The 17,201-nt window shown below is 58.4% G+C and carries 17 protein-coding genes; 8 read left to right on the top strand and 9 right to left on the bottom strand.

The genetic code is table 11. From position 1 onward, the window contains the following. Positions 1-253 precede the first annotated feature (253 nt). The 5 genes from ACQRAX_RS15410 to hemF form a co-directional block, all read right to left on the bottom strand. A complete protein-coding gene (locus ACQRAX_RS15410; protein WP_412040499.1) occupies positions 254-754 on the bottom strand; it encodes an Hcp family type VI secretion system effector in 501 nt (166 codons plus the stop codon). 956 nt (positions 755-1,710) lie between these two features. Next, entirely contained in the window at positions 1,711-2,409 is a 699-nt protein-coding gene (locus tag ACQRAX_RS15405) for a DUF4225 domain-containing protein (RefSeq protein WP_412040498.1), read from the bottom strand. Further along, positions 2,402-2,902 (bottom strand): Hcp family type VI secretion system effector, encoded by a 501-nt coding sequence (locus ACQRAX_RS15400; protein WP_412040497.1) that lies wholly within the window; start codon positions 2,900-2,902, stop codon positions 2,402-2,404. The genes ACQRAX_RS15405 and ACQRAX_RS15400 overlap by 8 nt, the downstream gene beginning before the upstream one ends. 277 nt (positions 2,903-3,179) lie before the next feature. Beyond that, positions 3,180-4,004, bottom strand: coding sequence for a shikimate dehydrogenase (gene aroE / locus ACQRAX_RS15395; protein ID WP_412040496.1), 825 nt, complete (start codon positions 4,002-4,004; stop codon positions 3,180-3,182). A gap of 55 nt (positions 4,005-4,059) precedes the next feature. Next, entirely contained in the window at positions 4,060-4,986 is a 927-nt protein-coding gene (hemF, locus tag ACQRAX_RS15390; protein WP_412040495.1) for an oxygen-dependent coproporphyrinogen oxidase, read from the bottom strand. A 130-nt stretch (positions 4,987-5,116) separates the two neighbouring features. Here hemF and ACQRAX_RS15385 point away from each other — a divergent pair, with 130 nt between their 5' ends. Next, entirely contained in the window at positions 5,117-6,094 is a 978-nt protein-coding gene (locus tag ACQRAX_RS15385) for an NADPH:quinone reductase (protein ID WP_412040494.1), read from the top strand. 67 nt (positions 6,095-6,161) lie between these two features. On the opposite strand, the gene ACQRAX_RS15380 is transcribed toward ACQRAX_RS15385, so the two are convergent. Continuing rightward, positions 6,162-6,719, bottom strand: coding sequence for an L-threonylcarbamoyladenylate synthase (locus tag ACQRAX_RS15380; RefSeq protein ID WP_412040493.1), 558 nt, complete (start codon positions 6,717-6,719; stop codon positions 6,162-6,164). Between the two features lie 37 nt (positions 6,720-6,756). Then, positions 6,757-7,863, bottom strand: coding sequence for a DNA-processing protein DprA (dprA, locus tag ACQRAX_RS15375; RefSeq protein ID WP_412040492.1), 1,107 nt, complete (start codon positions 7,861-7,863; stop codon positions 6,757-6,759). A gap of 219 nt (positions 7,864-8,082) precedes the next feature. On the opposite strand from dprA, the gene def reads away from it, so the two are divergent. From def to ACQRAX_RS15350, 5 genes are read left to right on the top strand one after another with little or no spacing between them, the layout of a single operon-like run. Continuing rightward, positions 8,083-8,589 (top strand): peptide deformylase, encoded by a 507-nt coding sequence (def, locus tag ACQRAX_RS15370; RefSeq protein ID WP_412040491.1) that lies wholly within the window; start codon positions 8,083-8,085, stop codon positions 8,587-8,589. A 57-nt stretch (positions 8,590-8,646) separates the two neighbouring features. Then, the gene (fmt, locus tag ACQRAX_RS15365; protein WP_412040490.1) at positions 8,647-9,579 is read left to right on the top strand and encodes a methionyl-tRNA formyltransferase; all 933 of its coding nucleotides are present in this window, start codon (positions 8,647-8,649) and stop codon (positions 9,577-9,579) included. After that, positions 9,576-10,886 (top strand): 16S rRNA (cytosine(967)-C(5))-methyltransferase RsmB, encoded by a 1,311-nt coding sequence (gene rsmB / locus ACQRAX_RS15360; RefSeq protein ID WP_412040489.1) that lies wholly within the window; start codon positions 9,576-9,578, stop codon positions 10,884-10,886. The genes fmt and rsmB overlap by 4 nt, the downstream gene beginning before the upstream one ends. A gap of 19 nt (positions 10,887-10,905) precedes the next feature. Then, positions 10,906-12,279 carry a Trk system potassium transporter TrkA gene (trkA, locus tag ACQRAX_RS15355; RefSeq protein WP_038605126.1) on the top strand — a complete coding sequence of 458 codons (1,374 nt, stop codon included), beginning with the start codon at positions 10,906-10,908 and terminating at the stop codon, positions 12,277-12,279. A 12-nt stretch (positions 12,280-12,291) separates the two neighbouring features. Further along, complete coding sequence (locus ACQRAX_RS15350) at positions 12,292-12,603, top strand: tetratricopeptide repeat protein (RefSeq protein ID WP_412040488.1); 312 nt, start codon at positions 12,292-12,294, stop codon at positions 12,601-12,603. A gap of 38 nt (positions 12,604-12,641) precedes the next feature. Here ACQRAX_RS15350 and ACQRAX_RS15345 read toward each other — a convergent pair whose 3' ends face one another. Together ACQRAX_RS15345 and ACQRAX_RS15340 are read right to left on the bottom strand one after the other, a co-directional pair. Continuing rightward, positions 12,642-13,529, bottom strand: a complete 888-nt coding sequence (locus ACQRAX_RS15345; RefSeq protein WP_412040487.1) for a lysophospholipid acyltransferase — start codon at positions 13,527-13,529, stop codon at positions 12,642-12,644. A 39-nt stretch (positions 13,530-13,568) separates the two neighbouring features. Then, positions 13,569-14,120, bottom strand: a complete 552-nt coding sequence (locus tag ACQRAX_RS15340) for a DNA-3-methyladenine glycosylase I (protein ID WP_412040486.1) — start codon at positions 14,118-14,120, stop codon at positions 13,569-13,571. Positions 14,121-14,202: 82 nt separating this feature from the next. Between ACQRAX_RS15340 and glyQ the strand changes: the two genes are divergently transcribed. Together glyQ and glyS are read left to right on the top strand one after the other, a co-directional pair. After that, complete coding sequence (glyQ, locus tag ACQRAX_RS15335; RefSeq protein WP_412040485.1) at positions 14,203-15,150, top strand: glycine--tRNA ligase subunit alpha; 948 nt, start codon at positions 14,203-14,205, stop codon at positions 15,148-15,150. Then, positions 15,147-17,201, top strand: a complete 2,055-nt coding sequence (glyS, locus tag ACQRAX_RS15330) for a glycine--tRNA ligase subunit beta (protein WP_412040484.1) — start codon at positions 15,147-15,149, stop codon at positions 17,199-17,201. The genes glyQ and glyS overlap by 4 nt, the downstream gene beginning before the upstream one ends.

Below are 17,201 nucleotides of genomic sequence, written 5' to 3'. Positions count from 1 at the left end.
GTGGAACTGCTCACCCGCATCGCCTAGCTGAGCGCGCCACCCATATTGAGTTTGGTGGGGTTTATGGAGCGCTTACCAAGCACTTATTACACCTTCATTAACATCATTTATAATTTCGTTTACATAATCAGATATTACTGAGCCAAACTGAAGCTGAATAATCCCATCATCAAAACTAGTAGAACTTATGGTGCAACCCAATGCAACCAGGTCAGCGCCTGCTTTGGCCACATCATGAATGTCACATGACTGCTCATTCACCTTCGTAACCCCAAGAAGCATAGGCACTTGTGCTTGCCTCGTGGTGTACCCAGCTAATGTCCCGATACCTAATGGCCATCAGCTCCTGTGGCTGCGCGTCCCTCATATGAATGGCATGTGGCACCTGAACGCTTAAATTGGCAATACGTCCACCGGTTAACAACACGGTAAAGTACTTTTGGTGACCACCAACAGGTGAGGTGCGATAGAAATTGATTTTACACTCGATCTCTTCGCCTTCATGAAGGGCGCTGGCTAGCAACGGTGTAGATTTATCAATGTTTTTTGTAATAACGACGGGCATATGTTTGCCACGACCACCTGACGTACTGCCGTCATTACCACCTGCCATATTATGAGAATAAGCCAGCACCATAATTTCGTCTTCGTGGCCAGCCTGACATTTGTTCCCAATAGAATTTTGGCTAGAACAACCAGCGGAAATCAAACCCTGTTTTTTCCCGGTAATGGTCATGTAACTGTGATTAGCCATATCATCTTTCACTCCTGTGGTCAGAGTGAGCAGTCTATTGCGAATGAAGCCGGCCGACTGTAGGACGCTTCTGAAACGATATACAAAATATGTCGCACTTAGATTTTGCAGATCGATAAAGACCTGACCAAATAAGAAAACCGCCGCCTACGTCAGGCAGGCGGCAGCCTGACGCTGCATCGGGCGCGACCACAGGTGATCGAGGAATTACACAAGCTGGAAGGGGCAGCGCTCTGCCCGATCCGCTTCAAGGAGTGAAACTATCGCGGGGCAAGCCCGCTTGTGTCTAGCGATAGGGAATACACTCTGTGTAACTGCAGGACGTGCTTTTAATTGAGACATCAGCAATTTACTTATCACCTTTTGTTGTATTCACTCCTAGCAGACTCTACTATGCTATATGAGTTTTCACTCAAAGGACCCTGTAGGAATGTATACAATTAGATACTTGATAAGCTTGGGGCTGATTATTATCGGCTGCTCTGCGGGCTACACAATGATTATCATGTGGGGCATAAGAAAATTATTCTCACTAGAACTAGAAGGCCAGCCCTACTGGATTGTAAGCGGAATATTGTTTGTTATCATCACCGCTGCTGGCTTAAAATTTTACATCCCAAGACTACGCGACATATGGTAACCATCGTCATGCCAACCAGCTTGGGCACTTCTTCGCGCAACTGGTGAGCTAGTATGCTTTATGAGTTTACCCCCTAAGGACTCTGTAGCAATGTATACAATCAGATATTTAATAAGCATGGGATTGACTATTATCGCCTGCGCTATGTTCTACACAATGCTTATTATGCTTGGCATAACTGAATTATTCCCACTGGAAGAAACGCCATACTGGATTATAAGCGGAATTTTGTTTGTCACCCTCAGCATTGCCGGATTAAAGTTTTACATCCCCAGACTACGCAACAAATGGTAGCCATCCCCATCACGCGATGGTATCACTTGCTTTTTATTTCATGGCCTTCTTCTAAAACCATAGAGCTAATTGTAATTGAATCAACTAAGACCTCAAAAAACAAAGCCAACTTACCGGCTTGCTGATACGCTGGCTCGTAATTAAGCGGATCTCGTCTGAAAAGCTGTACTGAATCCGTCTTCCGTATAGGCCGCATCATACCTCTAGCCGACAAGATCAAGTCGACTGCGCCATACGCCATATTTCCTTTGTACTCATCTTTAAAGTAAGCTTGATAAGCACGTCTAGTTGGCCCCTGCGCTGGTTTGGCTGTCGGACCTTGATAAATATTCATCCCTCCTTCATAAATATTATTAACGCCATGCGCGACAAAAAACGCTCCTACTGGCGTTCCCAAACCGTATGTAGACCCGGTAATCGCAACTCCAACGTCAACCTGCATGACACCAGCTACGACCCCGATGCCATTTTGAGCATAAAAAGCCGCCTTGGAAGCCAGCTCGGCATACTCTGCGCTGATTTCTTGCACGCCATCCCAAGCACTTATTACACCTTCACTAACATCATTTATAATTTCGTTAACATAATCAGATATAACTGAACCAAACTGAAGCTGAATAATTCCATCATCAAAACTAGTAGCACTTATGGTGCAACCCAATGCAACCAGGTCAGCGCCTGCTTTGGCCACATCATGAATGTCACATGACTGCTCATTCACCTTCGTAACCCCAAGAAGCATAGGCACTTGTGCTTGCCTGGTGGTGTACCCAGCTAATGTCCCGATACCGGATAGCCAAAAGCTCCTGCGGCTGCGCGTCCCTCATATGGATGGCATGTGGCACCTGAACGCTTAAATTGGCAATACGCCCACCGGTTAGCAACACAGTAAAGTACTTTTCGTGACCACCAACAGCTGAGGTGCGATAGAAATTTATTTTACACTCTATTTCTTCGCCTTCATGAAGAGCGCTGGCCAACAAAGGCGTAGACTTATCAATATTTTTTGTAATAACGACTGGCATATGTTTGCCACGCCCACCTGACGTGCTGCCGTCATTACCACCTGCCATATTATGAGAGTAAGCCAGCACCATGATTTCGTCTTCGTGGCCAGCCTGACATTTGTTCCCAATAGAATTTTGGCTAGAACAACCAGCGGAAATCAAACCCTGTTTTTTCCCGGTAATGGTCATGTAACTGTGATTAGCCATATCATCTTTCACTCCTGTGGTCAGAGTGAGCAGTCTATTGCGAGTGAAGCCGGCCGACTGTAGGACGCTTCTGAAACGATATACAAAATATGTCGCACTTAGATTTTTCAGATCGATAAAGACCTGACCAAATAAGAAGACCGCCGCCTACGTCAGGCAGGCGGCAGCCTGACGCTGCATCGGGCCCGTCCGCAGGTGATTGAGGAATTACATAAGCTGGAAGGGGCAGCGCTCTGCCCGATCCGCTTCAAGGAGTGAAACTATCGCGGGGCAAGCCTCAACCGCGGGCCAGTTGCCGACGCAGTTCATCCAACACCGGCGCGGTATCAGGCCGCACCCCACGCCAGATGAAGAACGCCTCAGCCGCCTGCTCAGCAAGCATGCCCAAACCGTCCAGGACCTTGGCGGCCTGGTGTTCGCTGGCCCAGCGGCAGAAGGGCGTCGGCTCTTTGCCGTACATCATGTCGTAGCACACGGTATTACCCGGCTCGATCAATGAGGCAGAAATCGGCGGCAGCTCACCGGCAAGGCTGGCAGACGTGGCATTGATGATCAGATCGACCGGCTCTTGCAGCCAGCTGAAGCCACTGGCAGCCACCGGCCCCAGGTCGGCGAACTCACGGGCCAGTTGTTCGGCTTTTTCCACGGTACGGTTGGCGATCACCAGTGAGGCCGGGTTGTGCGCCAACAGCGGCTCCAGCACGCCACGTACAGCGCCACCGGCGCCGAGCAGGAGAATACGCTTGCCAGTCAATTGCACCCCGGCATTGACCGTCAGATCTCGGACCAGCCCAGCACCATCGGTATTGTCACCCTGCAAACTGCCATCCGCCTGTTTGCTCAGGGTGTTTACCGCGCCAGCGCGTTTAGCCCGCGGCGTCAGGCTATCGACCAGGCGATAGGCTTCTTCCTTGAACGGTACGGTGACGTTGGCACCCAGGCCCTGTTTGAAGAAGCCCTGGGCACACATGGTGAAATCGTCCAGTGGCGCCAGCAAGGTGCTGTATTCCAGCTGTTGGCCGGTCTGGTCGGCAAACAGGCGATGGATCAGCGGCGATTTGCTGTGGCCGATCGGGTTGCCGAATACAACGTACTGGTCCATTCACGCGGTTCCTGGTTCAGGGCCGGAGCAACCGGCAAAGTTATCCACAGTGGTCTCAATGACTGGACTTGGCCTCACCAATCCAGTCGCGATCCTGCAGGAAATACTCGCTCAGGCGTGCTTCTTCGCTGCCTGGCGCAGGCTTCCAATCGTACCCCCAACGCACCTGGGGTGGCAGCGACATGAGGATCGATTCGGTACGACCACCCGATTGCAGACCAAACAGGGTCCCGCGGTCATAGACCAGGTTGAACTCGACGTAGCGACCGCGACGGAATTCCTGGAACTCGCGTTGCTCAGCGGTGTAGGTCGCAGCCTTGCGGCGCTGGACGATGGGCAGGTAGGCCTCGATGTAGGCATCACCAATGGCGCGCATGAAGGCGAAGCAGGTGTCGAAATCCCACTCGTTCAAGTCATCGAAGAACAGCCCGCCGATTCCGCGTGGCTCACCGCGATGCTTGAGATGGAAGTAACGGTCGCACCAGGCCTTGTAACGTGGGTAGACATCCGCACCGAAAGGCGCACAGGCGCGCTCGGCGACCTGGTGCCAGTGCAGGCAGTCTTCTTCGTTGCCGTAGTAGGGCGTCAGGTCGAAGCCGCCGCCGAACCACCAGACCGCTTCTTCACCTTCTTTCTCGGCGATAAAGAACCGCACGTTGGCATGAGAAGTCGGTACATGCGGGTTGTGCGGATGAATGACCAGCGACACCCCCAAGGCCTCGAAACCACGCCCGGCCAATTCTGGCCGATGGGCACTGGCCGATGGCGGCAAACCGCTACCGAAGACGTGGGAGAAGTTCACCCCACCTTTTTCGATCACCTTGCCTTCACCGATGACGCGGGTCCGTCCACCACCGCCAGCTTCACGCGTCCAGGCGTCTTCGACAAAACGGGCGCCGCCGTCTTCGGATTCGAGGGCGGCACAAATACGGTCTTGCAAGTCGAGCAGGTAGGCTTTCACGGCCTCGGTGCGGCTAGTCATCAGGTCACCTGGAAGCGGGCATGAGCAAATTCGGCGCGTAGCATACCACCGGCAACCGGCTGCCCGCAGTTGACGGCGATCAAGCAAAGGCGTCCGATAGGGGTTTTGCGAACCCGACAGGAGAGTGCAGATGGCCAAGCGTATCCAGTTCAGCCAGCATGGGGGCCCAGAGGTCCTGCAACTGGTCGATTTCGAACCTCCCGCCCCCGGCCCACAACAGGTCCGCGTACGCAACCGGGCAATCGGCCTAAATTTTATCGACACCTACTTTCGCAGTGGTCTGTATGCGCCACCGGCCTTGCCATCGGGCTTGGGCACCGAAGGCGCCGGGGTAGTCGAGGCCGTCGGCGAACAGGTCACTCGGCTCAAGGTCGGCGACCGCGTAGCCTATGCCGGTGGACCATTGGGCGCTTACAGCGAAGTACATGTACTACCCGAGGCCAACCTGGTCAAACTCCCGGACAGCATCAGCTTCGAACAGGCCGCAGCAGTAATGCTCAAGGGCCTGACCGTGCAGTATCTGCTCAAGCAGACCTATGCCGTACAAGCAGGCGACACCATTGTGTTCCACGCCGCCGCCGGCGGTGTTGGCTCGTTGGCCTGCCAATGGGCCAAGGCGCTGGGGGCGAAATTGATCGGTACCGTCAGCTCAGCAGTAAAAGCCGAGCGAGCCAAAGCGCTGGGTGCCTGGGCGACAATCGACTACAGCCATGAAGATGTGGCGCAGCGTGTGCTGGAACTGACCGACGGCAAGAAGTGCCCTGTGGTTTACGACGGTGTAGGTCAGGACACCTGGCTGACCTCACTGGACTGCCTGGCGCCACGCGGGCTGATGGTCAGTTTCGGCAATGCTTCTGGCGCGGTCAGTGGTGTGAACCTGGGGATTCTGGCGCAGAAGGGCTCGCTGTATGTCACTCGCCCAACCCTGGCCAGCTACGCCAACAATGCCGAAAACACCCAAGCGATGGCTGATGACCTGTTTGCGATGATTGCCAGTGGCAAGTTGACGGTGGATATCCAGCAACGTTACCCGCTGAGTGACGCGGCCAAGGCACAGTCAGAACTGTCGGCGCGCAGGACGGTGGGGTCTACGGTGTTGTTGCCGTGAGATTGTGTTGAGTTCATCGTCGACAACGTCGGCTCATACATGAGCCGGTCTTGCCGACGATAGAGCCTCACCCCGCCCGCACCACATCCCCGGTCACCAGGTCGCGGATCACACTTGGATTGCGCCGCCCACCCAGTGCGCCACCCAGAACCAGGTCCAGTTGGCCACGGAAATACTGCTCGACGCGCAAGCGTGACTTCGCAGCAGGGCGGCCCTGTGGGTTGGCCGAAGTCGATACCAGCGGCCCGACCAGAGAGCACAGCTCACGGACCACCGGATGGTCGCTGACGCGCAGGGCTACGGTGTCGTGCACTCCGGTAATCCACTCCGGCAACATGTTCTGATGCGGCACCAGCCAGGTGTTCGGCCCAGGCCAGGTGCTGCTCATACGGTCGAGCCAGACTTCTGGGAAATCTTCGAACAGGAAGTCGAACTGGCGGATGTTGTCGGCAACCAGGATCACCCCCTTGTCGACCGAGCGCGACTTGATCGCCAGTAATCGATCCACTGCTTCCTCGTTCCAGGGATCACAGCCCAAACCCCAAACGGCCTCGGTTGGATAGGCAATAACCGCACCGGCCCGAATTTCACGCGCGGCTTGTTGCACACGCCAACTGCTCACCATTGCTATCACTCCGCATAAAGGCTAACCAGCAGTTTACTTAGCTAGGCCGGGCAAACCAACGCCCAGCTTCATTGCACACCCGTCCGGCCACTTCAAGATCGGTTAACGCCGCCAGCACTTTGGACAACGGCCAGCCGCTACTGTTGGCCAGTGCTTCGCTGGTTTGCGGCGCTGCCAGCAACAAGGCTTCAAGCGCATGCCGGCTGCCAACGGCCTCGGCGTCCTGCACCGGCGGCAATCGCTGCCAGCCTTGCAGGGTTTCGACAATCTGCTCGACGCTTTCCACCAACAGCGCACCATCACGAATCAACTGATGACAGCCTTTGGACCCCGGATGATGAATCGAACCCGGAATGGCATAGACCTCCCGCCCTTGTTCGGCTGCCAACCGCGCGGTAATCAGCGAGCCACTGGCCAGACTCGCTTCAACCACCAGCACCCCCAGCGACAGGCCGCTGATGATCCGATTACGGCGCGGGAAGTTTCCCGGCACCGGCCCGGCATCCAGGGGAAACTCGGAAATCACCGCGCTGCCCTGGTCGATGATCGCCGCCGCCAGCGCTCGATGCCGTTGTGGATAAAGTTTCTGCAGGCCGGTTCCCAACACCGCGACGGTCTGCCCAGCGACATCCAGCGCAGCCTGATGGGCGGCACCGTCTATCCCCAGGGCCAAGCCGCTAGTGATCACAAAGCCAGCTTGCGCGAGGTGCCGGGAAAAGGCGGCAGCGGTGTCCAATGCCGGGCGTGATGCGCGGCGACTACCGACGATCGCCAGCTGTGGTTTTTCCAGCAGGGCGGGGTTGCCAGCGACAAACAACAAGGGCGGCGCGGCATCCACTTCGGCCAGTAAGCCAGGGTAAGCAGGGTCATCCCACATAAGCAAATGCTGGTCGCGCCGCTCTAACCAGGCCAATGCGGCCGCAGCGCCTTCGCGCACTTCGGGGCTGCGCCGGGCAGCAGCACTGACATCGGCAAGCCCCAACGCCCCCCAAGCACTGGCCGGAGCACTGAACGCCGCCGAGGCACTACCGAATGCCTGAAGGAGCGAATGAAAACGTTGCGGACCGAGCCCAGGTAAACGATGCAGACGCAATCGCGCTTCCAGTTCGGCGGGTGAACAGGCCCGATAAGCGGTTTGTGGCATAACGATCATCCTTGATCGAACGAGTTGAACGCACCCTGCACAAGCTGTGGATAACTCTGTTGATAATACTTTGACAACCGGTTGAAGGATTTCCCTGCGCGGCAGTTTTTGCGGCTGCCTGAAACCTTAGCTGACCTTTGCCAGGTGCCGAATGCGCTGAATCCCTTTATTATGTGTACTCATGTTTGTAATTCATCGCACAGTGCAGCTCATACGCTTATGGCCATTCTAAACATCCTCGAATTCCCGGACCCGCGTCTTCGCACCATCGCCAAACCGGTGGACGTAGTCGACGACGGCGTTCGCCAGTTGATCGATGACATGTTTGAAACCATGTACGAAGCCCCTGGCATCGGCCTGGCGGCAACCCAGATCAACGTGCACAAGCGCATCGTGGTTATGGACCTCAGCGAAGATCGCAGCGATCCGCGGGTGTTCATCAACCCTGAGCTTGAGTTGCTGACCGACGAAATGGACCAGTACCAGGAAGGCTGCCTGTCGGTGCCCGGTTTCTACGAGAACGTCGACCGCCCGATCCGGGTCAAGATCAAGGCACTCGACCGTGACGGCAAACCCTTCGAAGAAATCGCCGAAGGCCTGCTGGCCGTGTGCATTCAGCACGAATGCGATCATCTCAACGGCAAATTGTTCGTCGATTATCTGTCGACGCTCAAACGCGACCGCATCAAGAAAAAGCTGGAAAAACAGCATCGCCAGCAAGCTTGATCTCCTCTTTCCAAAGGCTTGCTCCGGCAAGCCTTTTTCTTTTTAAGCGAGAACTCCATGCGCATTGTCTTTGCAGGCACCCCAGAGTTTGCCGCCGAACACCTCAAGGCCTTGATCGACAGTCCCTATGAAGTGGTGGCCGTCTACACCCAACCAGACCGTCCGGCCGGACGCGGGCAAAAGCTGATGCCCAGTGCGGTCAAGCAATTGGCTGTGGATAACGGCATTGCGGTCCTGCAAGCACCAACCCTGCGCAATGCTGAAGCTCAAGCTGAACTGGCAGCGCTGCAGCCAGACCTGATGGTCGTGGTCGCTTATGGCCTGATCCTGCCGCAAGCGGTGCTGGACATTCCGCGCCTGGGTTGCATCAACAGCCATGCCTCGTTGCTGCCACGCTGGCGCGGTGCCGCGCCAATCCAGCGCGCGGTGGAAGCCGGCGACAGTGAAAGCGGCGTGACCGTGATGCGCATGGAGGCTGGCCTGGATACCGGCCCGATGTTGCTGAAAGTGACCACGCCAATCAGCGCCACCGACACCGGCGGCAGCCTTCATGATCGCCTGGCCGAAATGGGCCCGCCAGCGGTATTGCAAGCCGTGGCCGGCCTGGCCGCTGGTACGTTGCAAGGTGAAGTCCAGGACGACAGCCTGGCCACCTACGCCCACAAGCTGAACAAAGATGAAGCACGCCTGGATTGGAGCCGCCCAGCTGTTGAGCTGGAGCGCCTGATTCGCGCCTTCAACCCCTGGCCGATCTGTCATAGCACCCTCAGCGGTGAAACGCTGAAAGTGCTCGCGGCGAACGTATCCACAGCTCGCGGCGCGCCGGGGGAAATCCTCGAGGCCAGCAAAGACGGCCTGATCGTTGCCTGTGGCGAACAGGCTTTGTGCCTGACCCGCCTGCAATTGCCAGGTGGCAAGGCGCTTAACTTCAGCGACCTGTTCAACAGCCGCCGCGAGAAGTTCGCCACCGGCACGGTGCTCGGTCAATGAACCCACGTCTGGCAGCCGCCCGCGCCCTGGCGGCAGTACTCAGCGGCAAAGCCTCTTTGAACAGCTCGCTGCCCGCCCAGTTGGACAAGGTCGAATTGCGTGACCGTGGCCTGACCCAGGACCTGGCGTTCGGCACCGCACGCTGGCAGCCGCGGCTCTCGGCCCTGGCCGAACGCCTGCTGCAAAAGCCGTTCAAGGCAGCCGATGCCGATGTCGAAGCCTTGCTGCTGGTTGGCCTGTATCAATTGCTCTACACCCGCGTTCCCGCACATGCGGCGATCGGTGAAACGGTTGGCTGTGCCGACAAGCTGAAAAAGCCCTGGGCCAAGGCCCTGCTCAATGCTGTACTACGCCGCGCGCAACGCGAAAGCACTGACATCCTCGCTGAACTTGAGCGTGATCCGGTGGTGCGCACCGCTCATCCGCGCTGGTTGCAAAAGTCACTCAAGGCCTTCTGGCCTGAGCAGTGGGAAGCCATTTGCGCCGCCAATAACGCCCATCCGCCGATGATCCTGCGGGTCAACCGCCGTCACCACAGTCGTGAAGCGTATTTGCAGCTGTTGCGCGAAGCCGGCCTAGAAGCCAACGCCTGCCAGTACAGCGTTGACGGCATCATTCTCGCCCAAGCCTGCGATGTACGCGGTCTGCCTGGGTTCGATCAGGGCTGGATCAGCGTCCAGGACGAAGCAGCGCAACTGGCTGCCGACCTGCTCGACCTCGCGCCCGGCCAGCGGGTGCTCGACGCCTGCTGTGCACCTGGCGGCAAGACCTGCCACCTGCTTGAAGCCGAAGCAAAACTGGACGCCGTGGTCGCTATCGACCTGGAAGCCAAGCGCTTGGTGCGGGTCCGGGAAAACCTTGATCGCCTGGGCCTGGATGCCCAGCTGATTGCCTGTGATGCCCGCGATACCGCCAGCTGGTGGGACGGCAAGGGTTTCCAGCGCATCCTGCTGGATGCGCCGTGCTCGGCCACCGGGGTGATTCGCCGTCATCCGGACATCAAGATGACCCGCCAGGCCGACGATATTCCGGCCTTGGCCACGTTGCAGGGCGAGTTGCTCGACGCCCTGTGGCCAACCCTCGAAGTCGGCGGCATTCTGCTCTACGCAACGTGCTCGACACTGCCAACAGAAAATACCGAAGTCATCGAGGCGTTCCTCGCCCGCACCCCTGGTGCCCGCGAGCTGGACCTGGCGACCCAGGCTGGCCTGCGCCAACCGCATGGCCGCCAGTTGCTGGCCCAGGAAGGCGGACACGATGGCTTCTACTATGCCAAGCTGATCAAAATCGCCGCCGCGCGCGGATAACAAGAGAAGGGAAGAGCGGATGAAGATCATCATCCTGGGCGCAGGGCAGGTCGGCGGTACGCTGGCCGAGCACCTGGCCAGCGAAGCCAACGACATTACTGTGGTCGACACCGATGGCGAGCGCCTGCGCGACCTCGGCGACCGCCTGGACATCCGTACCGTCCAGGGCCGCGCCTCGTTCCCAACTGTTCTGCGCCAAGCCGGTGCCGACGACGCCGACATGCTGGTAGCGGTGACCAACAGTGACGAGACCAACATGGTCGCCTGCCAGGTCGCCTACACCCTGTTCCACACCCCGACCAAGATCGCCCGGGTGCGTGAATCAGCCTACCTGACCCGTGCCGGCCTGTTCGACAACGACGCCATCCCGGTCGACGTACTGATCAGCCCCGAACAGGTCGTGACCCATTACATCAAGCGCCTGATTGAACACCCTGGTGCCCTGCAGGTAATCGACTTCGCCGAAGGTAAAGCCCAACTGGTGGCGGTCAAGGCTTACTACGGCGGGCCACTGGTCGGTCAGCAACTGCGCCAGATCCGTGAGCACATGCCCAACGTCGACACCCGTGTCGCGGCGATCTTCCGCCGTGACAGGCCGATCCTGCCCCAGGGCGATACGGTGATCGAGGCTGACGACGAAGTCTTCTTCATTGCCGCCAAAGCCCACATCCGTGCGGTAATGGGTGAACTGCGGCGCATCGATGAGACCAACAAGCGCGTGGTCATCGCCGGTGGCGGGCAAATCGGCGAACGCCTGGCCGAGGCGATCGAAAGCCGCTACCAAGTGAAGATCATCGAGATGAATCCGGCGCGCTGCCGTTACCTGTCCGACACCCTCGACAGCACCGTGGTGTTGCAAGGCAGCGCCTCGGACCGTGACCTGATGCTTGAAGAGAACATCGCCGAAGCCGATATCTTCCTGGCCCTGACCAACGATGACGAGGCCAACATCATGTCCTCGCTGCTGGCCAAGCGCCTGGGCGCGCGCAAAGTGATGACCATCATCAACAACCCGGCCTATGTCGACCTGGTTCAGGGTGGTGATATTGACATCGCTATCAGCCCGCAGCTGGCCACCATCGGCACCTTGCTCGCCCATGTGCGGCGTGGCGACATTGTCAGCGTGCACTCACTGCGCCGCGGCGCGGCCGAGGCAATCGAAGCGATTGCCCATGGCGACTCAAAATCAAGCAAGGTGATTGGCAAAGCCATCGAAGACATCGCCCTGCCACCTGGCACGACCATCGGCGCGATCATTCGCGACGAAGAAGTGCTGATCGCCCACGACGACACGGTGATCGAAGCGGGCGACCACGTGATCCTCTTCGTTGTGGATAAAAAGTACATCCGTGACGTCGAGAAGCTCTTCCATGTAGGGTTGAGCTTCTTCTAAGAGGGAACAGGAATGCGCGAATCACTGGAAAAGATGCTGGCCAAGGGTGTGGATAACGCCCTACTGCGTTTCGGCCTGGGCAAGGCCTGGCTGGATGAAGGCAACGGTGCTGAGGCCGCTGTACACCTGCAGCGTTGCGTCGAATTCGATCCGAAGTATTCGGCGGCGTGGAAGCTGTTGGGTAAGGCGTATCAGTTGCAGGAGGACCTGGCAGGTGCGCGGCAGGCTTGGCAGCAAGGGCTGGAAGCCGCCAAGGCGCACGGTGACAAGCAGGCCGAGAAAGAGATGACGGTGTTTCTTCGCAAGCTCGATAAGACTTTGTAGAAGCTGGCTTACCAGCTCCTACAAGGTCACAGTAGCCCTCAGTACCAGCGCGCCTCTCCAGGCGGACGTTTCTTGAAGCGCTTCATGCTCCACATGTACTGGCTCGGATAGGCCCGCACATAGCGTTCAACCACCTGACTCATGGCAGCCGCCGAGGTTTCGGTGTCTTCGCTGTACATCGCTTCGGGCGCCGCTTCCAGGATCACCTTGAAACCGGAACCGTCCGGCAGGCGCAGGGCGTGCAGGAACACCCCAACCGCCTTGCCGCCTGCGAGCATGTTGGGCACGAACTTGCTGGTCAGCGCCTTGGTCGCAAAGAACGGCACGAAGACGCCCGCCGACTCGGCTGGCTCCGGGTCTGCCGGGATTCCCACCTGACCGCCTCTGCGTACTTCCTTGATGATGCTCAGGATGCCTTCCTTGGTGGAAGCCGCTACGCGGTTACCCAACTGCACACGCTGTTCACGCAACAGGTCATCGACCGCCTTGAGCTTGGGTGGTCGGTAGAAAATGATCGGTTTGCACTGGTTGCAATAGAAGTGATTGAGCACTTCCCAGTTGCCCAGGTGGCTGGTGATGCCAACCACACCCTTGCCCGAGGCCAACGCCGCCTGCAGCACTTCCAAACCCTCGACCTCGCGAACCAGATCAATTGAACGCTGGGCGGGCCAGATCCAGGCGCAGGCGCTTTCGGTAAAGGATTTGCCGATGTCCTTCAGGGTCTGCCCGACCAGTTGCTCACGTGCCGCCGGGTCCATCTCCGGAAAACACTTGGCCAGGTTGATACGCACCACCTCCCGCGAGCTGTTCGGCAGCTTCCACATCAGCCAGCCAATGGCTGCACCAACGCGCTGTACCGCACCCCAAGGAAGCTTGGCAAACAACCGCAACGCCCCGACCAGCAAGGCGCCTTTGAATTTATCCACAGACTGGTTCCTCTTTCTGCAAGCCGGCCATTGTACTCCTCAGCGCAGCAATGCGGCGTAGCGATCACAATCGGTGGTGTGGTCCATGACCATCCCGGTGGCCTGCATGAAGGCGTAGCAGATGGTTGGGCCGACAAAGGTGAAGCCTGCCTTTTCTAGTGCCTTGCTCATGGCCTGGGCTTGATCAGTGACCGCCGGAACCTCACTGCGCTGCCTGAAATGATTGATTTTCGGCGCTCCGCCGACAAATGACCAAAGCCACTCGCCGGGGTTCTCCAATTCCAGCCAGGCCCGCGCATTACGGCGCGCCGCATTGAGCTTGAGGCGGTTGCGAATGATGCCGGGGTCGAGCATCCGCTCCTCGATTTCTTCGTCGCTCATCTGCGCCAGGCGCTGTGGATCAAACCCGAACAGCACCTCACGATAGCGCTCGCGCTTCTTCAGCACGGTGATCCACGACAGTCCAGCCTGGAAGCCTTCGAGCAACAGCATCTCGAACAACTGACCCGGCTCGCGCTGCGGCGTGCCCCACTCCTGATCGTGATAAGCCTGGTAAAGCGGATCATCGGTACACCAAAAGCAACGTGGCATAAGGCTCCAAGGGTAGAGGCTCGGGCGAATCGGGTTATACTCCCGCTCTTTATATTCGCAGCCCTAGAAACAGGTGAATTTTGTGAGCCAGCCTACGCCAGCCGTGCGTACCTTCCAAGACTTGATCCTCGCCCTGCAGAACTACTGGGCCGAGCAAGGTTGTGTGGTACTTCAGCCCTACGATATGGAAGTAGGCGCCGGCACTTTCCATACCGCCACCTTCCTGCGCGCCGTCGGCCCAGAAAACTGGAACGCCGCCTATGTACAGCCGAGCCGTCGCCCGGCTGACGGTCGCTATGGCGAAAACCCCAACCGCCTGCAGCACTACTACCAGTTCCAGGTCGTGCTCAAGCCAAACCCGGCGAACTTCCAGGAACTGTACCTGGGCTCGCTGAAAGCCATCGGCCTCGACCCACTGGTACACGACATTCGCTTCGTCGAAGACAACTGGGAATCGCCGACGCTTGGCGCCTGGGGTCTGGGTTGGGAAATCTGGCTCAATGGCATGGAAGTCACCCAGTTCACCTACTTCCAGCAAGTAGGCGGTATCGAGTGCATGCCGGTCACCGGTGAAATCACCTATGGCCTGGAGCGTCTGGCCATGTACCTGCAGGGTGTCGACTCGGTCTACGACCTGGTCTGGACCGACGGTCCATTCGGCAAGGTGACCTATGGCGACGTGTTCCACCAAAACGAAGTGGAGCAATCGACCTACAACTTCGAACACGCCAACGTCGAGAAGCTGTTCGAACTGTTCGACTTCTATGAAAGCGAAGCCAATCGCCTGATCGAGCTGGAGCTGCCGCTGCCGACCTACGAAATGGTCCTTAAGGCTTCGCACACGTTCAACCTGCTCGACGCACGCCGTGCGATCTCGGTGACCGCACGTCAGCAGTACATCCTGCGCGTACGTACCCTGGCCCGGGCCGTGGCGCAAAGCTACCTGCAAGCCCGCGCCAAGCTGGGCTTCCCGATGGCGTCCCCTGAATTGCGTGATGAAGCATTGGCCAAGCTGGAGGCTGCACAATGAGTGCTCAAGATTTCCTGGTTGAACTGGGCACCGAAGAACTGCCGCCAAAAGCCCTGAGCGTTCTGGCTGATGCGTTTCTGGCCGGCATCGAAAAAGGTCTGCAGGCCGCTGGCCTGAACTACACCGGCAAGCAGGTATACGCCGCGCCACGCCGTCTGGCCGTGCTGATCCGTCAGCTCGATACTCAGCAGCCGGACCGCAGCATCAACGTCGACGGCCCACCCCGTCAGGCTGCCTTCGATGCCGAAGGCAACCCAACCCAAGCGGCGCTTGGTTTTGCCAAGAAGTGCGGTGTAGAGCTGGCAGAAATCGACCAGAGCGGTGCGAAGCTACGCTTCTCCCAGCACATCCCGGGCAAGGCGACCGCCAGCCTGTTGCCGACCATCGTCGAAGATTCGCTGAACGACCTGCCGATCCCGAAACGCATGCGTTGGGGTGCGCGCAAAGAAGAGTTCGTGCGTCCGACTCAATGGCTGGTAATGCTGCTGGGCGACACGGTCGTTGACTGCACCATCCTCGCCCAGACCGCAGGCCGTGATTCCCGTGGTCACCGCTTCCATCACCCGGAAGACGTGCGCATCAGCGCTCCAGCGAACTACCTGGAAGACCTGCGCAAAGCCTACGTGCTGGCTGATTTTGCCGAGCGTCGCGAGATCATCAGCAAGCGTACTGCCGAACTCGCGCTGCAACAGGAAGGTACTGCCATCGTACCGCCGGCGCTGCTCGATGAAGTCACCGCGCTGGTCGAGTGGCCCGTGCCGCTGGTCTGCTCGTTCGAGGAACGTTTCCTCGAAGTGCCGCAGGAAGCACTGATCACCACCATGCAGGACAACCAGAAGTACTTCTGCCTGCTGGATGCCGACGGCAAGCTACTGCCGCGCTTCATCACCGTAGCCAACGTCGAAAGCCGCGATCCGAAGCAAATCGTCGAAGGTAACGAGAAGGTCGTGCGCCCACGCCTGACCGACGCCGAGTTCTTCTTCAAACAAGACAAGAAGCAGCCACTGGCAAGCTTCAACGAACGCCTCAAGAACGTGGTGTTTCAGGCTCAGCTGGGCAGCGTCTACGACAAAGCCGAGCGCGTTTCCAAGCTGGCGGCGTTCATTGCCCAGCGCATTGGCGGCGACGCCGAGCGTGCGGCCCGTGCCGGCCTGCTGTCGAAATGCGACCTGGCCACCGAGATGGTCGGTGAGTTCCCGGAAATGCAGGGTGTTGCCGGCTATTACTACGCCCTCAACGATGGCGAGCCAGAAGATGTCGCCCTGGCCCTGACCGAGCAGTACATGCCGCGCGGTGCCGGTGCAGAACTGCCGTCGACCCTAACCGGCGCGGCCGTGGCCATCGCCGACAAGCTCGACACCCTGGTCGGTATCTTCGGTATCGGCATGCTCCCGACCGGTAGCAAAGACCCCTACGCACTGCGTCGTGCGGCGCTGGGCGTGCTGCGTATTCTGATTGAGAAGCAGCTGGACCTGAACCTCAACGAAGCCGTGGAATTCGCCGTTGCTCAGTTCGGTGCCAAGGTCAAAGCCGCGGGTCTGGGCGATCAGGTACTGGAGTTCGTCTTCGACCGTCTGCGTGCGCGTTACGAAGACGAAGGCATCGACGTCGCTACTTATCTTTCGGTACGGGCCCTCAAGCCTGGTTCGGCGCTGGACTTCGACCAGCGCGTACAGGCTGTACAGGCCTTCCGTCAGTTGCCGGAAGCCGCCGCCCTGGCCGCGGTGAACAAGCGCGTGTCGAACCTGCTGAGCAAGGCCGAAGGCGCGGTAGCGGCTACGGTCGAGCCGAAGTACTTCGACAACGCTAACGAGTTCTCCCTGTACTCGGCAATCCAGCAGGCCGACCAGGCCGTGCAACCGATGGCGGCCGCGCGTCAGTACAGCGAATCGCTGGCCCGTCTGGCGGCACTGCGTGAACCGGTCGACGCCTTCTTCGAGGCGGTGATGGTCAACGCCGATGACGCCAATGTGCGAGCCAACCGTTATGCCTTGCTCAGCCGCCTGCGCGGTCTGTTCCTGGGCGTGGCCGATATTTCGCTGCTGGGGTAA

This window comes from Pseudomonas sp. UM16 (genome assembly GCF_050312595.1).
Classification (GTDB): Bacteria; Pseudomonadota; Gammaproteobacteria; order Pseudomonadales; family Pseudomonadaceae; genus Aquipseudomonas.
The sequence above is the reverse complement of the archived record's forward strand: the minus strand, read 5'-3'. Positions and strand labels throughout refer to the sequence as shown.

Excerpts from the sequence above, each read along its gene's own strand:
- ACQRAX_RS15410 (WP_412040499.1), bottom strand. The coding sequence starts at position 754 with ATGGCTAATCACAGTTACATGACCATTACCGGGAAAAAACAGGGTTTG.
- ACQRAX_RS15400 (WP_412040497.1), bottom strand. The coding sequence starts at position 2,902 with ATGGCTAATCACAGTTACATGACCATTACCGGGAAAAAACAGGGTTTG.
- aroE (WP_412040496.1), bottom strand. The coding sequence starts at position 4,004 with ATGGACCAGTACGTTGTATTCGGCAACCCGATCGGCCACAGCAAATCG.
- hemF (WP_412040495.1), bottom strand. The coding sequence starts at position 4,986 with ATGACTAGCCGCACCGAGGCCGTGAAAGCCTACCTGCTCGACTTGCAA.
- ACQRAX_RS15385 (WP_412040494.1), top strand. The coding sequence starts at position 5,117 with ATGGCCAAGCGTATCCAGTTCAGCCAGCATGGGGGCCCAGAGGTCCTG.
- ACQRAX_RS15380 (WP_412040493.1), bottom strand. The coding sequence starts at position 6,719 with ATGGTGAGCAGTTGGCGTGTGCAACAAGCCGCGCGTGAAATTCGGGCC.
- dprA (WP_412040492.1), bottom strand. The coding sequence starts at position 7,863 with ATGCCACAAACCGCTTATCGGGCCTGTTCACCCGCCGAACTGGAAGCG.
- def (WP_412040491.1), top strand. The coding sequence starts at position 8,083 with ATGGCCATTCTAAACATCCTCGAATTCCCGGACCCGCGTCTTCGCACC.
- fmt (WP_412040490.1), top strand. The coding sequence starts at position 8,647 with ATGCGCATTGTCTTTGCAGGCACCCCAGAGTTTGCCGCCGAACACCTC.
- rsmB (WP_412040489.1), top strand. The coding sequence starts at position 9,576 with ATGAACCCACGTCTGGCAGCCGCCCGCGCCCTGGCGGCAGTACTCAGC.
- trkA (WP_038605126.1), top strand. The coding sequence starts at position 10,906 with ATGAAGATCATCATCCTGGGCGCAGGGCAGGTCGGCGGTACGCTGGCC.
- ACQRAX_RS15350 (WP_412040488.1), top strand. The coding sequence starts at position 12,292 with ATGCGCGAATCACTGGAAAAGATGCTGGCCAAGGGTGTGGATAACGCC.
- ACQRAX_RS15340 (WP_412040486.1), bottom strand. The coding sequence starts at position 14,120 with ATGCCACGTTGCTTTTGGTGTACCGATGATCCGCTTTACCAGGCTTAT.
- glyS (WP_412040484.1), top strand. The coding sequence starts at position 15,147 with ATGAGTGCTCAAGATTTCCTGGTTGAACTGGGCACCGAAGAACTGCCG.